This is a genomic window from Allostella sp. (assembly GCF_041913585.1).
GTDB lineage: Bacteria > Pseudomonadota > Alphaproteobacteria > ATCC43930 > Allostellaceae > Allostella.
Genome location: NZ_JAYSFE010000057.1, coordinates 7,885 through 21,815 on the forward strand (window position 1 = coordinate 7,885; position 13,931 = coordinate 21,815).

Consider the following 13,931-nt stretch of genomic DNA (forward strand, 5'->3'; position numbering starts at 1 on the left):
CCTGAACTGACGGGCCTGAACTGACGGGGGCCGCTGCCGCGCGGCGCTAGGGTCGTGCGGCGGCCACCCGGCGACCGAGGAGGAAGCTGCCGGGCTCGATCGCCTCGTCGGCCACCGCATGGTCGCAGGCGGCGCAGCGATAGCTGCGCAACTCGCTGGGCAGGCCGAGCGTCGGGTGCGGCTCGCGGCGGCTGAGGTCCATGCGTCCGCCGCACTTGGGGCAGGGGGCGGAGCGGAACTGGCTGACGGTTCCGGTCTTCTGGTTCATCGTGGGCCTCGCGTCTCCCGGGGGGTGGAGGCGACGGGCCGGTCCGCGAACTGGAGGCACGGGCCGCCCGAGGCCGGACGACGGCAGCAAAGCCGAGCCCCCTACCCCGCGTCGACCGCTTTCGACACCGATCTGGCCCGATATGACTCCATCCCGCCTGCAACCATAAGGAGCAGCAATGGACCGGAACGGGATGCCGCCCCGAATCTCCGGCCCGGCGGTCAGGCCTGTGCCGCCAGCACGTCGTCGAACGCTGCGAGGAACGCGTCGGCATGTTCCTGGCGGAACACCAGGGGCGGCCGGAACTTCAGCACATTGCGGAAGGCTCCCGCATTGCTGGTGAGGAATCCCCGGTCCTTGAGCGCGTCGACGATCGCGACCGCGCGCTCGGGATCGGGCGTTCTGGCGCCGTCGTCGTGGACGATCTCGACGCCGAGGAAGAGCCCGCAGCCGCGCACGTCGCCGATGAAGCCGTAGGCCGGGGCCCGCGCGTCGAGGCCGGCCTCGAGATGGGCACCGACCGCGGCGACGCTGTCGGCCAGCTTCTCGCGCTCGATATAGTCGATGACGGCCAGCCCGACCGCGGCCTGGAGGGGGCTGGAGGCGAAGGTGTTGAAGTACCGGGTGCGGGCGCGGAACCCGTCCACCAGGGCCTTGCTTGCGGCGGTCGCCGCGAGCGGCAGCCCGTTGCCCATCGGCTTGCCGGTGACGACGATGTCGGGCGTATAGCCGGTGACGGTGTAGCCCCACCAGGTGCCGGTGCGGCAGTAGCCGGCCTGGACCTCGTCGGCGATGACGACGCCGCCCGCCGCCCGCGCCATCTCGGCCGCGCGCGCCATGAAACCCGACGGAATGTCGGGCAGCCCCTCGTTGGCGAGGATCGAGCACAGGATCAGCCCGGCGAAACCCTCGGGGCTCGCCTGGAGGCTGCGGATGGCCTCCTCCAGCCGGGCCAGATAGGCGTCGCACAACTCGGCTTCGCTCGCGCCCTCGACGATCGGGCGGTAGGTCTCGGGGAAGGGGAACGACCGCACCTCCGGGCTGGCGTTCTGCCCGACCGCGAGCCGCGTCAGCTTGCCCACGGCCTCGCTGTTGCCGTGGTAGGTGGCGTTGGTGCAGACGATGCCCTGCCGGCCGGTGGCGACCCGGGCCATGCGCAGGGCGACCTCGATCGCCTCGGTGCCGGAGCAGCTGACGACGACGCTCTCGACGTTCGGACCGTGCAGCCCGACCAAGCGCTCGGCGAACTCCAGGATGCCCTCGTGAAGATAGCGGCTGTGGACGTTGAGGGTGCCCTGCTGGCGCGCCATCGCCTCGACGACAGCGGGGTTGGCGTGCCCGACGCAGGGCACGTTGTTGTACATGTCGACGTAGCGGCGGCCGTCCGGATCGTAGAGATAGACGCCCTCGCCGCGCACCAGATGCAGCGGCGTCGTGTAGAAGAGCGGCGCGCCGGCGCCCAGGACCCGGTCGCGCCGGGCCAGAAGTTCGGCAGACATCGGGTGAGGACTCCTCTCGAGCGTCAGTTCGTCGCGCCGCAGGCGCGGCGCAGGGATCGGGCAACCTCCGGCGAGCGCAGTTCGGCGACCAGCTTCAGACGGTCCCCGATGCGGTCCAGCGATGATTTGTAGTGGTCGTTGTCCGGCTGCGCGTGATGATGATAGCAGGCGAGCGTGACCGCCATGACGGCGCGCGTCGCCATCAGCAGCGGCAGGATGGCGATCTCCTCCGGCAGCAGCGGGCGGAGGGCGTGGTAGCGGCGCAGCATGTGGCCCGCGGCCTCGGCAATCGGCATGTCGCCGCCCTTCTGGGAATGGGCGGCGATGGCGACGTCGAAGACGACGGCCGTCTCCGCCATGTCGCCGAAATCGATGACGCCGGCGATACGGTCGTGCGCCCCCGGCTCGACCAGGATGTTGGCGTGGTTGAAGTCGTTGTGGACGACTTGGCGGCGCAGGTGCGGCTGGATCGGCGTCACCTCGGCCTCGAACGCGTCGAGAATCGCCAGCAGGGCGTCGCGCACCACGCTCGGAAGCACGTCCGCCACCTCGCGCATGGCCAGCGAGTGCGCCAGGTCCCAGACGATGCGCGTGTCCGCCGCCGGGTGCGCGAAGCCGGCGAGCGCCGCCTGGAGGCGGGCGAGGAACGCGCCCGAGGCGGCCCTCTGGCCGGCGCTGCGCTCCGACTGGCCGACCGGAACGCCGTCGATCCAGGACAGCAGCCGCGCATGGCAGACGGCCCCGCCCGGTACCACGACCGCGGCCTCCGCCCTTCCGTCCGGCAGATCGACGACCCGCGGCACGGCGAGATCCGGGTCGGTACGGGCGACATGGCGGAGCGCCGAGACCTGCATGTCCCGGAACCCCGCATCCTCGGCCGGGTTGGCGAACTTGAGCACGAACTGCCGCCCGTCGGCGGCCAGCAGGCGGAAATTCGCGTCGCGTTCCCCCGACAGCGGGCGCGCCTTCGCGCGCACCCCCCATAGCGACGAGGCGACCTCTTCGGCGGCGGCGGTCGGCACCGCCGGGGCGCGGATGGTCATCACATCGAAGATCGCGGACGGCGCTGTCATCGCTTCGGCCTCGTCACCGGCATGTCCGGCGACGCGAGCGTCCGGATCGCGGCGACAGTCGAGCATAGGCGGCGCCCCGAGTTCAAGGCAGGCGGTGATCCGCCCCGCGGCACGAAGAGAGACTCATCCCATAACGACATTTTGATATTGCAATGAGATATTTGTCTCATTAAAAGCCGTTGGTATCACGAGAACCCGCCCACGGGAGACGACGATGACCCGCGAAGAGATGGACCGGAAGATTGACGAACATTTCGCATTCGAGGCGCGCGACGATGTCGAGGGCGTGCTGGCGACCCTGGCCCCCGACGTCGAGCACGACATCGTCGGCTCGCCCGGCGGCCCGACCCGCGGGCGCGAGGCGGCGCGCGCGTTCTACGAGGCGCTCTTCGCCGACCTCGCCGACGGCAGGGTGACGTGCGTGAAGCGTCTCTACGGCGACCGGTTCCTGGTCGACGAGTCCGTGTGGAGCGGCCGGGCATCGGGACGCCCGTTCGGTCTGGAGGGCAAGGACCGGCCGCTGGAATTCCGCCTGCTCCATGTCGTCGAGTTCGCCGATGGCGGCGACGTCGGCCGCGAGAACGTGTGGATCGATCTCGCTGCGATCATCCGCCAGCTGCCGCAGGCGTGACGCGATGGCCGGCGGCATGGGCCGTCCCAACCAGCGCCGCCGCACGCGCAAGGATCTCCTGGAGGCCGCGGCGCGGCTGACCCGGCTGGGCCGCAAGCCGAGCCTGGAGGAGATCGCCGCGGAAGCTCTGGTGTCGCGGGCGACGGCCTACCGCTACTTCCCCAACGTCGACGCGCTGCTCTTCGAGGCGGCGCTCGACATCGCGACGCCCGAGCCCGAAGCGCTGTTCCGCGACGTCTCCGAGACCGACCCCGTCGCCCGCATGCAGCTCGTCGACACGGTGCTGCACGACGTTGTCCTCGCCAACGAGGCGGCGCTCCGGATGGTGCTGGTCCATTCCCTCCAGCAGGCGATCACGGACCGCCCGCAGGGCGGGACGACGGTCCGGCAGAACCGTCGCATGCCGTTGATCGAGGCCGCGCTGGCACCGCTGCGCGGCCGGCTCGGCAAGGAACGGCTGGCGACCTTGGGCAAGGCCCTGGCGCTCATCGTCGGCCCGGAGGGGGTGGTCGTCGGCAAGGACGTGCTGCGGCTCGACGACGCCGACGCCCGCCGCGTCAAGCATTGGGCCATCCGGGCGCTGGTCGAGGCCGCCGCGGCCGAAGCCCGCCCGGCGGTCGGCACCGGCCGCGCCCCCGGGGCCGGCGGCCGACGCGGGCGACCGAACGGAAGGTCCGCATCCCGCGACTGACCCGGCACGGCATCCGCCGGAAGCCCCTGCGGATTGGCGCGGGGGCCGTTGCGCACCTCGCCAGGAGACCGACCGATGAGCCCGCCCCCGACGCACGAGGAGACCCCGGCGCTGACGCCCCGGCAGCTCGATGCCTACCTCGCGCGCCTCGGCCTGTCGCCACCCCTCGACGCCGGCATCGAGACGCTGACCGCCATTCACCGCGCCCATCTCCGGACCTTCGCCTGGGAGGCGCTGGATGCGTTCATGGGATGGCCGTCCACCGTCGACCCGCAGGACGCCTTCGCCAAGATGGTCGAGGGCCGGCGCGGCGGCTGGTGCTACGAGATGAACGGTCTCATGGGTGCGGCGCTCGCCGCGCTCGGCTTCCGGGTCACCCGCCTCTGCGGCGCCGTCGAACGCCAGCGGCTCGGCGACGGCGCGACCGGCAACCACCTGACGCTGCAGGTCGACCTCGACCGACCCTACCTCGCCGAGGCGGGGCTCGCCGATGCCATCGTCGAGCCGGTGCCGATGGCCGTCGGGCCGATCCGCCAGCGCGGGTTCGACTTCGCCCTGGTCGCGCCCGAGGACGGATGGCTGCGTTTCGAGAACCACCCGCAAGGCATGGCCCGCAGCTTCGACTTCCGCCCGGGCGGCCGCGACGAACGCTCCATCGCGGCGGCCCATCGCTGGCTGTCGGGCGATCCGGCGTCGCCCTTCACCGGCAGCCTGGCGCTGTTCCGCCACACGGGCGAGGGGTACGTCTCGCTGCACGGCGACCGGCTGCGCCGGACCACCCCCGGCCGGGCGGACGAGCGGCAACTCCGCGGCGCCGACGAATTCGCCGCCGTGCTGGAAGCGGTGTTCGCCGTCGATCTCCCCCGGCCCCGGGAGGTCTGGGACAAGGTCATGGCCGCCCGGGAGCGGACCGAAGCCGCGTGATCGGCCCCACGCGCCGGCCGCCCGTCGACGGGATCGGTCCGGACTCGACCGGCCGCTGGTCCGACGGTTCCTTCTCCCGGGAACTCCGACCCTGGCCGGCCGGTTCTGCCGGGACACCTACTGGCCGACCGCTAGCACGGGAGAAGGTCGATGCGTACCGATCCGTTTGCCATCGCGTGGGCGAGGCAGGGCGAGCCCGTCTGCAACCTCGCGCGGATGATGTGGGAGGATGACGGGCGGCCGGAGGGCGCCGAGGCGGAGTATGTCCGGCGCGCCCGCATCGAACTCGAAGCGGAGCGGCCCGCGCCCGGCTACCGGGAGGCCGGCACCTCCGGCCTCCAGGGGACGGTCGCCGGCTCCACGGGGCTGCCGCCGGACCCGACCGAGCTCGGCCGGCCAATGCGCGACGACGAGAAGGTCGACGAGGCGGTGCTCGAGAGCATGGACGCCTGCGACCCGCCCGCCTTCTCCGGCCCCGCCTTCTCCGGTACGGGCAGCGGCGCTCCGGACCGGCGGCGCACCCGACGCTGAGCGGCGGCCGCGACGCCGGCGCGTGGAACAGGCCACGCGGCGCCGGGTTCCACTGGACAGCCACCGATTGGAGATCCCGCGATGCCAGACCGTCCGCGACGAGACCAGCCGCGATCGACGCCGCCGCAGCCGCAAGGCGGCCCGTTCGGCAGCACCCTGCCGGGCGGCGTCGCCCGGCCCGCCGAACCGCCGTCGGCCGATCGCGAGCCCACCCCCCATCGGCGCACGATCGCGCGCCAGAACCAGCACGTCGACCGGTGCCAGGACGGCGGCCGAGAGGGAGATCGCGGCCGCATCGAAAAGCATGGCGGCGATGTGCAGCGCGACGACGTCGAACGCCACTAGGAGGACGAAGATGGACAGGCAGGAGAAGATCGCCCGGCGCACCTCCGGCGTCCGCCATGCCGAGGGCCGGCCCCCGGGGCGAGCGGAGGAGAACGGGCACGGAGCAGTGGCGGCGACCATGCCCGTCGGCGCCGATCCGGACCGGCGCCGCGCCGGCCCGCCTCCCGCCGGGCAGTCCTGAGATGGGCGGCGGTCCCGCGGGTGGCGAAGCGGCAACCCTGCGATGCCGCGACGCCCTCGGCGACGGCGCGATCCACTTCATCCACCTCGGGGAGCCGCCGCCGGGCGGCCGCTCCTATGACAGCATCGCCGACTGCACCTATCCCGGATTGTGCTGCTATCCGGCGATCCTGAAGGACGACCGGGTCGCGATTCTCGGCGCCGACCTCGACCGGCAGGCGACACGCAACAAGCTGGAGGAGTGCCGGCGGGAAGGCCGCCCGATCTACCTGCTCCTGGGCGAGATCGTCGGCTTCGGCCGCGACGGCGAGCCGCTGCTCGACGTCCGCGAGGCCGTCCGCCTCGTCGATTGCGGGGTCGACGCCATCGAGCTGCTGGAGTCGGCGGCGGCGGCCTGAGCGTTCGTGGCCCGAGCGTTCGTGGCCCGAGCGTTCGTGGCCCGAGCGTCCGTGGCCCCAGCGTCCGTGACCTGAAGGTGCGTCATGGGTCGGCCGCCACGCGCGCTGGCCGGGCGCTCGTCGAGGCTGAGCCCGGTAAGCGCCCCGGCGGCGGTGCCGGCGACGGCGAGGCCGACGACGAGGCGAAGGACGTCCGCCAGCGTCCCCACGCCGATCGGCAGCAGCAACGACAGCGCGGCAACGACCACGCCCGCCGCGATGCCGGTGGCGCCTCCGTAGATCGCGCCGGCAGGAAGCGACCGCAATTCGCGGGGTCGCGGCCAGCCGGCGGCGGCGCGGACTTCCTCATCTTCGATGGCCGGATCGCCACGATGGAGCGCGGCGACATCCGCGGGTACGGCGGCGGGGGATTGCCCCGCCGCCGTCGGCCGCTCCATGCGGCCCGGCTAGCGCTGCTGACCGGACGACTGGCCGCCCTTGCGCCCGGCCTCGGAGGCACGTTCGCGGTCGTTGGCGAAGTTCCCGCCGCTCTCGTGGCCGCCCTTGCGGCCCGCCTCGGACGCGCGCTCGCGGTCGTTGGCGAAATTGCCGGGATTGCCCTGCTGGTGCTGGCGGTTCCCCTGGTCCTGGTTGCGGTCCTGAGCCATCGGTAGATCTCCTCTTGCTGTTGCACCTCTCGCACGGAGGTACTGGGTCCAACCGGGCCCTGGGGCCGGAGTTCCTCGGCGCACGCGCGCATGGACGGCATTTAACGGAAGGCGCAGCTGGACCGCGCGGCGCGCGCGCAGGCCCCGCCACAGCTCTTCGGCATAGGGCAGGACGGCGAAGAGAAGGACCGCCGCCAGCAGGCCGAGAACGAGGAGCGGCGGCAGCGGCTCGACCTTCCAGCGCCACGCGAAGTCGGCCGGCTCGCTGCCCGATCCGAAGAGCGCCGCGAACCGATCCCAGTGCAGGGCGATGACCGCCAGCAGGGTCAGCAGCGGCAGCACGCCGAGATAGCTGTGGACATGCTGCTCGACCGGGGAGACCTGGCGGCGGCCGGCGGCGAAGCGGAGGTCCCAGAACGCGGTCGCCTCATGGAGGATCCAGGCGACGATTGCGACCACCAGGACGAGGGCGTTGATCTCGAGCAGCAGCCCGGCGAGCAGCGGCACGCCGATCTCGGCCAGCATCAGCAGGTGGAGGAGGGATTCGCCGGGCCCCGCCGTCCGCTCGATGGCGCTGGCGCGATGGCACAGCCAGTCGGCGAAGCCCGCGGCCATCCACAGGGGCAGCACGAAGACCAGCAGGATCTGCGCCAGGGGTTCGTCCGGCATGTGCGTTCCTCCCACGCGGCAGGGGCCGGCGCCCGGAAGCGCCGGCCCCTCGTTCGCACCTCGGCCGCGGCGGCGGCGTGACGCGGCGCTCCGGGGCGCGAACCTACGGCCGCGCGTCGGCGCCGTTCGTCCGGCGGGTTCGCCCGGCCCCGGGGCCGGCGCCGAGCTCGGCGCCGGTGACCGGATCGTCCGGGGTCGAGGCCATGCGCTCGGCCATGGCGATGACCGTCGCCTCGTCGGCGGCGGAGAGCTGGACGCTGGCCTGACCGTCGCCGCCGTCGACCGCCATCTGCCGCTCGGGATCGTCGATCCGTTCCCACTGGTCGCCGCTGTTCCAGGGACCGCGGGCGTCGCCGCTGCCCTGCGACAGGTTGTAGTACTTGTCGGTGTATTTCCCGTCGCCCGGCAGCTTGCCCGGCGGGAAGTTCGGCTGGATCGAATAGAGCGCCTTCTCGAACGACTTCTGGTGCGCCACTTCGCGCGTCATGAGGAAACCGAGCGCCTCCTTGATGCCGGGATCGTCGGTGACGTTGATGAGCCGCTCGTAGACGATCTTGGCGCGGGATTCGGCTGCGATGTTGGAGCGGAGATCGCAGGTCGGGTCGCCGATCGAATCGATGTAGGCCGCCGTCCAGGGAACCCCGGCGGAGTTGACGAGGGCGGGAGCGCCGCCGAAGAGCACCGCGGTGGTGTGGCTCTCGCCGCCCCGGTTGAGCGCCATGTAGAGCTCGGCCTCGGTCATCGCCGCCTCGGCCATCTGGCCCTTGATGCCGCGGTTCAGCATCGCGACGATCGAGCCGATGACCTCGAGGTGGCTGAGTTCCTCGGTGGCGATGTCGAACAGCATGTCCCGGCGCCCGGGATCCTCCTCGGCCAGCGCCTGGGTGAAGTAGCGCATCGCCGCGGCGAGCTCGCCCTGCGGGCCGCCGAACTGCTCGAGCATCAGGGTGGCAAGTGCAGGGTTCGGCTCCGCGACGCGGACCGTGTACATCAATCGCTTGTTGTGCATGAACATCCGGCAGGGTCCTCTTGCTGATGGCGACCGGCCGATCCGGCCCTCCTGTCCTCGCCAACAGTGGGACAGGGCAGATGTTCCGCCGGGCCCCCGATGCGCGACGGGCGGAGGGAGCTTGCGCCCCTCCGCCCGCCGGCCGGCCGACCCTCCGCCGTCAGACGTAGGGATAGGCGATCCCGTAATAGTCGTAGACGCGACGCCCGTAGGCCGGGTCGCCCCACGGCGGCGTTCCGGCGTCGTACGTGGGCGCGCCGCGGAGCCGGTCGGCGTCGATGTCGACGACATAGCCGCCCTGGTGCGGGTCGTAGGTCAGCACCTGCCACGGCAGCGGGTGGTACTCGCGGCCGATCCCGAGGAAGCCGCCGAACGACATCACCGCGTAGGCCACCCGACCCGAGCGCTTGTCGACCATGAAATTGTAGACCGAGCCCAGCCGCTCGCCGGCGAGGTTGTAGACGGGGGTCCCTTCGACCTTGTCCGAGGCGATGAGGTCGAGGGTCTCGTCGGTCTCGATGCGGCCCCGGTCGTCGGTGGGGGCGCCGGTGACCGTCGTTTCGTGCCTGTCCATGACATGCTCCTGTGCGATGGAGGATGTCGGGACAACAGGCCCGGCACCGGGCGGTTCCCGGCGGCCGGTGGCGTGGACCAGGGCGCCAGGATGCCGGGCCGCCCTCATGGCGCTCCCCCGCGGCGCTGATGCTTCGCTCGCGGTGGCCGGCCGGCTCCACCCCTCGGCGGCCAGCGCGACAGCCGGCGACCGCGGTCCGTTCATGAGCGCCGGGCCAGCGGCGTCACGGCGTCGCGATAGGGGTTGGATGCCGGTCGACCCTGTCCATCCGTCCAGATGTCGTCCGGCAAGGCACGGTCGCGGTGGCAGATCCGGTCATGGTCGGGATAGACGATCCGGTCGACGGACGCGCGCGTACCGACGACGAGGCAGCGCGTCGGCTCCGAGCCGCGATTCTCCAGGAAATGGCCGACCGGCACGCCGGCGCGGAAGGTCGCCGCGTCGCCAGGACCGAGCAACGTCTCGGCGTCGCCTTCGACCACGGTGACCTGGCCGTCCAGGACATAGACCATCTCGTCCTCGGCGCCGTGCCAGTGCTTCAGCGAGGATCGCGATCCCGGCGGCAGGATCTCGATGAAGGCGCCGAACTGGGTCAGCCCCCCGGCCTCGCCGACCCACAGCGTCCGGCTGGGGCCACACGCGCCGTCGCCGCCGGCCTCCTCGACGATGAACTGCCCGGAGCGAACGACGGTCATCCGGCACCTCCCCCGCGATCGCGACGTCCCCTTCCCGGGAGTCGCATACCACTGATATATTAGATCCCGACCGACACCCGAAGGGAGGACCTTCCTCATGATGAGCCAGCGCCAGGCGGCCTTCCGGGCCGACTTCCGCCGCCGCGTCTCGCCCTGGTACAGCGGCCTCGCCCATGTCGCGATGATCTACGGCATCGGCTTCGCCGGGATCTGGTACTTCGCCCAGCAGATCGGCAGCCCCGCCTGGTACGAGTGGCTGATCGTCCCGGTCGCCTTCACGCTCGCCAACATCTTCGAGTGGTGGCTGCACCGCTACGTCATGCACCGCCCGATCAAGGGCTTCATGGGCATCTACAAGCGGCACACGCTGGCGCACCACCAGTTCTTCACCGAGGAGGAGCCGGCGATCGATTCGACGCGCGACTTCCGCATCACCTTCTTCCCGCCCTACGCCCTCATCACCTTCATGGCGATGTCGGTGGTGCCGGCCTGGATCCTGAACCGTGCCGGGCTGCCCGACGCCGGCTGGCTGCTGCTCATCACCAACACGGCGCTCTACCTCAACTACGAGCTCTTCCACTGGTGCTGTCACGTCAAGGACGACCGCATCGTCCGCCGCATCCCGATCGTGAACTCGCTGCGCCGCCACCACGTCGCCCACCACAACCCGGCGATCATGATGGAGCGCAACTTCAACCTCACCTACCCGATCGCCGACGCCCTCTTCCGCACCAGCGACCTCGACCGCAGCGTCCTCGGGCACGTCTTCAACGGCTATTCGACCAAGCATGTCCGCCGCGACCTGAAGAAGGTCCGGGCGAGCGCGCGCGACCGCAGGCCGGCCGACGCCGCCGCCGCGGCGATGGCGGGGAGGTGACGGCGATGGCGACCCATCCCGGGCCGGAACCCGGCCTCAAGCGCAACATCGCCTCGCTGGTCGGCGGCTTCGTGATCGCGATCGGCGTATTCATCCTGTGGATGCTGGTGACGGGCGAGGCCGGCTGGGCCGGCACCGGCGCCACCGTGACGGGGCTGGCGGTGGCCGCCGCGGTCGGCGGCTACATCCGTCTCGCCGATCTCTAGACCGACAACGAAACCAGGGAGCGAAACGCGATGGCCGAGGCGGCGAAACCCGAGGAGCGCAAGAAGCGCACCATCACCGAAATCCGCGATTCCAAGGCGACCGGCGAGAAGATGGTCTACATGTCGGTGCCCGACTACACCTCGGCCCGCTGGGCCGAGATGGCGGGCGTCGACGTCGCCGTCGTCGGCGATTCGCTGGCGATGGTGGCGCACGGCCACCCCAGCACCATCCCCGCCACCATGGACATGATGGTGATGCACTCGCTGGCCGTGCGCCGCGGAGCGCCCAACACCTTCGTCCTCGGCTGCATGCCCTACCAGAGCTACAACAGCGTCGACCGGGCGCTCGTCAACGCCACCCGCTTCATGCAGGAGGCGGGGTGCGATGCGGTCAAGCCGCAGGGCGGCAAGAGCCAGGCGCACATCCTCAAGGCGATCGTCGATGCCGGCATTCCGACCGCATCCCACATCGGGCTGACGCCGCACACGATCGCCATGTTCGGCGGCTTCCGCATCCAGGGCCGGACGGCCGAGGCGGCGATGAAGATCCTGGAGGACGCGCTGGCGATCGAGGAAGCCGGCTGCTTCATGCTGGAATTCGAGGCGGTGCCGGCGAAGATCGCCGCCGTCATCTCGAAGCAGCTGACGATCCCGACCATCGGCATCGGCGCCGGCGTCGGCACCGACGGGCAGATCCTGCTCTGCTACGACCTGCTCGGCGTCTTTACCGACTTCAAGCCCAAGTTCACCAAGCGCTACACCAACCTGACCGAGGTCGCGGTCGGCGGCATCCGGCAGTACGTCCGGGAAGTGAAGGAGGGCTCCTTCCCCGACGACGACCACAGCTACACGGTGAACGAGAAGGAGTACGACCGCTTCCTGACCATGGTCGAGCAGCGCAAGCAGGTCTGAACCGGCCCCGACGGATTGACCGGGGCGGGCCCCGTCCATAATAGGGACGGGCCATGACGAGACCCGAATTCCCCTACGATCGCGCCCGTCTCCTCGATGCGCTCGCCCGTCTGGGCAGCGACGACGAGGAGACGGTGCTGGCGGCCGCGCGTGCGGCCGACGCCATCCTCGCCACCGCCCGCCTCGGCTGGGACGACCTGTTGGCGCCGGCGGCGCCGCCGGCCGCCCCCGACGCGGCCGCGCCCGCGCCGGTCGACGATGCCGGCCGCATCGCCGCCCTCCTCGCCCTCCCCGACCTCTCGGCGGATTCCCGCGAGACGCTGGAAGAGATGGCGCGCGAGCTTGCCGCCGGCACCGTCCGGGACGCGGACCGCACCTGGCTCCAGGCGCTCCACGCCCGCCTGGTCGGAGCCTAGGCGACCGCGCCCGCAGCGCCTCGCGTCAGGATCCGGTCGCCGCCGCGCCGGACTGCGGGCCGCGGGCACCCCGCGGAAGCCGCACCATCTCTCCGCGATCCTCGTCCCACAGCACATGGCGGGTGGCCCCCAGGCCGTCGCGCAGGGACAGGATCTTCGCTCGGCGAAAGGCGGGGTGCGAGGCATGGCACCCTTCCAGCCGGTAGTTCGGGATCCGGGGATCGAGATGATGGACGTGATGGAAGCCGATGTTGCCGGTGAACCATTGCAGCGGCCTCGGCAGTCGCAGCATCGAGCTTCCTTCGAGCGAGGCCCGGACGAAGTTCCAGTCGGCGTGCCGCTCCCAGAGCACGCCCGGGAACCGATGCTGCACCGAAAAGAGCCAGACGCCGACGATCGCCGCCAGCACCATGACCGGGAGATGCACCAGGGCCACGGCGCGGTACCCGAACGCCGATCCGAGCGCGACCACGATCGCCAGCAGACCGAGGTTGGTGAACTGGACGGCGCGACGTTCGATCCGCCAGTTCCTCGGCATGTCGAACGGCAGGCGATAGAGCACCAGGAACACCAGCGGCGGCAGCAGCAACTGGGCCACGACGGGATGACGGGAGATGGCAAAGAGACGCCGGCGCCACGGCGACAGCCGGCGATACTCGGCCATCGTCAGGCAGGTCGAATAGATGTCGACGCCGAGATCCCGCCGGTCGAGGTCGTTCCACCCGGCGTGATGGCCGGCGTGCTGTCGCCGCCACGCCTCGTAGGGCGTGCAGGTCAGCAGGCCGCACACTCGCCCCAGCGCGGTATTCGCCCAGCGGCTTCGGAAGAAGGCCCCGTGACCGCAATCGTGCTGGATGATGAACACGCGGACCACGAGGCCGGCCGCCGGGATGGCGCACAGCAGCGTCACCCAGTAGGGCAGCGCGTCGACGCTCCAGTACATCAAGGCGAAGATCGCGAGCAGCGGCACGAACGTGTCGGCAAGCTGCCACAGACTGGCAGCGAAACTCGGATGGCGGAATGCGGACATCGCCGCCCGGAGGCTGGCGTGCTCCGCGCGGACGGCGTCCGGGCTGGTCATGGTCGTTCGATCTCGTCGGGTCGCGAGACGGCCCCGGACGCCGGGTCCGGGGCCGCCGCAGAAGTTGGCGGCCGGGCCGCGGACTAACCTGCCATGAGCTGATCGGCGCAGGCGTCGGCGAGCCGGCGGTCCGGTCCGGTGCTGCCGGGCGGCGTGGCCCAGCCGTTGTTCGCGACGATCTCCGCGCGCCGGTAGGGAGAGGCCGCCTTGAGCTCCGCCAGGCGCTCGGTCAACTTCGGGTCGCGCTTGGAGAGATCGACGCAGATGGGGGTCAGGGCCGAGACCACCGATGCGGACGCGCCGGT

Annotated in this window: 17 protein-coding genes and 1 pseudogene; 9 read left to right on the plus strand and 9 right to left on the minus strand. The window is 71.3% G+C overall.

Annotation, left to right across the window (positions count from 1 at the left end):
* Positions 1 to 46 precede the first annotated feature (46 nt).
* The 3 genes from ACE3Q3_RS12565 to ACE3Q3_RS12575 all read right to left on the minus strand — a co-directional run bounded on the left by ACE3Q3_RS12565 (position 47) and on the right by ACE3Q3_RS12575 (position 2,840).
* Positions 47 to 268, minus strand: coding sequence for a hypothetical protein (locus ACE3Q3_RS12565; protein WP_374446550.1), 222 nt, complete (start codon positions 266 to 268; stop codon positions 47 to 49).
* Between the two features lie 221 nt (positions 269 to 489).
* A complete protein-coding gene (locus ACE3Q3_RS12570) occupies positions 490 to 1,767 on the minus strand; it encodes an aspartate aminotransferase family protein (protein WP_374446552.1) in 1,278 nt (425 codons plus the stop codon).
* A gap of 23 nt (positions 1,768 to 1,790) precedes the next feature.
* On the minus strand, positions 1,791 to 2,840 hold the full coding sequence (locus ACE3Q3_RS12575; RefSeq protein ID WP_374446553.1) for a phosphotransferase: 1,050 nt from the start codon (positions 2,838 to 2,840) through the stop codon (positions 1,791 to 1,793).
* 214 nt (positions 2,841 to 3,054) lie between these two features.
* Here ACE3Q3_RS12575 and ACE3Q3_RS12580 point away from each other — a divergent pair, with 214 nt between their 5' ends.
* The 5 genes from ACE3Q3_RS12580 (at position 3,055) to ACE3Q3_RS12600 (ending at position 6,540) form a co-directional block, all read left to right on the plus strand.
* The gene (locus ACE3Q3_RS12580) at positions 3,055 to 3,471 is read left to right on the plus strand and encodes an ester cyclase (protein WP_374446557.1); all 417 of its coding nucleotides are present in this window, start codon (positions 3,055 to 3,057) and stop codon (positions 3,469 to 3,471) included.
* 16 nt (positions 3,472 to 3,487) lie between these two features.
* Positions 3,488 to 4,162 (plus strand): TetR/AcrR family transcriptional regulator, encoded by a 675-nt coding sequence (locus tag ACE3Q3_RS12585; RefSeq protein WP_374446560.1) that lies wholly within the window; start codon positions 3,488 to 3,490, stop codon positions 4,160 to 4,162.
* Positions 4,163 to 4,237: 75 nt separating this feature from the next.
* Positions 4,238 to 5,086: an arylamine N-acetyltransferase gene (locus tag ACE3Q3_RS12590; RefSeq protein ID WP_374446563.1), complete on the plus strand. Its 849-nt coding sequence runs from the start codon at positions 4,238 to 4,240 to the stop codon at positions 5,084 to 5,086.
* A gap of 150 nt (positions 5,087 to 5,236) precedes the next feature.
* Positions 5,237 to 5,617, plus strand: a complete 381-nt coding sequence (locus ACE3Q3_RS12595) for a hypothetical protein (RefSeq protein ID WP_374446565.1) — start codon at positions 5,237 to 5,239, stop codon at positions 5,615 to 5,617.
* Between the two features lie 527 nt (positions 5,618 to 6,144).
* Entirely contained in the window at positions 6,145 to 6,540 is a 396-nt protein-coding gene (locus ACE3Q3_RS12600) for a hypothetical protein (RefSeq protein WP_374446567.1), read from the plus strand.
* 446 nt (positions 6,541 to 6,986) lie between these two features.
* Here the strand turns inward: ACE3Q3_RS12600 and ACE3Q3_RS12605 are convergent, their stop codons facing one another.
* The 4 genes from ACE3Q3_RS12605 to ACE3Q3_RS12620 form a co-directional block, all read right to left on the minus strand.
* The gene (locus ACE3Q3_RS12605) at positions 6,987 to 7,856 is read right to left on the minus strand and encodes a general stress protein (RefSeq protein WP_374446569.1); all 870 of its coding nucleotides are present in this window, start codon (positions 7,854 to 7,856) and stop codon (positions 6,987 to 6,989) included.
* 103 nt (positions 7,857 to 7,959) lie between these two features.
* Complete coding sequence (locus ACE3Q3_RS12610) at positions 7,960 to 8,871, minus strand: manganese catalase family protein (RefSeq protein ID WP_374446571.1); 912 nt, start codon at positions 8,869 to 8,871, stop codon at positions 7,960 to 7,962.
* Between the two features lie 154 nt (positions 8,872 to 9,025).
* On the minus strand, positions 9,026 to 9,439 hold the full coding sequence (locus ACE3Q3_RS12615) for a PRC-barrel domain-containing protein (RefSeq protein WP_374446573.1): 414 nt from the start codon (positions 9,437 to 9,439) through the stop codon (positions 9,026 to 9,028).
* Between the two features lie 200 nt (positions 9,440 to 9,639).
* Positions 9,640 to 10,134, minus strand: coding sequence for a cupin domain-containing protein (locus ACE3Q3_RS12620; RefSeq protein WP_374446575.1), 495 nt, complete (start codon positions 10,132 to 10,134; stop codon positions 9,640 to 9,642).
* A 97-nt stretch (positions 10,135 to 10,231) separates the two neighbouring features.
* Between ACE3Q3_RS12620 and ACE3Q3_RS12625 the strand changes: the two genes are divergently transcribed.
* Genes ACE3Q3_RS12625 through ACE3Q3_RS12640 form a run of 4 tightly spaced genes read left to right on the plus strand, consistent with a single transcriptional unit; the run spans position 10,232 to position 12,545 of the window.
* Complete coding sequence (locus ACE3Q3_RS12625) at positions 10,232 to 11,011, plus strand: hypothetical protein (RefSeq protein ID WP_374446577.1); 780 nt, start codon at positions 10,232 to 10,234, stop codon at positions 11,009 to 11,011.
* 5 nt (positions 11,012 to 11,016) lie between these two features.
* Complete coding sequence (locus ACE3Q3_RS12630; RefSeq protein WP_374446580.1) at positions 11,017 to 11,217, plus strand: hypothetical protein; 201 nt, start codon at positions 11,017 to 11,019, stop codon at positions 11,215 to 11,217.
* A gap of 30 nt (positions 11,218 to 11,247) precedes the next feature.
* Positions 11,248 to 12,129, plus strand: coding sequence for a 3-methyl-2-oxobutanoate hydroxymethyltransferase (gene panB, locus ACE3Q3_RS12635; protein ID WP_374446583.1), 882 nt, complete (start codon positions 11,248 to 11,250; stop codon positions 12,127 to 12,129).
* A 53-nt stretch (positions 12,130 to 12,182) separates the two neighbouring features.
* Entirely contained in the window at positions 12,183 to 12,545 is a 363-nt protein-coding gene (locus ACE3Q3_RS12640) for a hypothetical protein (RefSeq protein WP_374446585.1), read from the plus strand.
* A gap of 25 nt (positions 12,546 to 12,570) precedes the next feature.
* Here ACE3Q3_RS12640 and ACE3Q3_RS12645 read toward each other — a convergent pair whose 3' ends face one another.
* Complete coding sequence (locus ACE3Q3_RS12645) at positions 12,571 to 13,626, minus strand: fatty acid desaturase (protein WP_374446587.1); 1,056 nt, start codon at positions 13,624 to 13,626, stop codon at positions 12,571 to 12,573.
* An 83-nt stretch (positions 13,627 to 13,709) separates the two neighbouring features.
* A pseudogene (locus ACE3Q3_RS12650) lies at positions 13,710 to 13,931 on the minus strand (hypothetical protein); the annotation flags it as partial.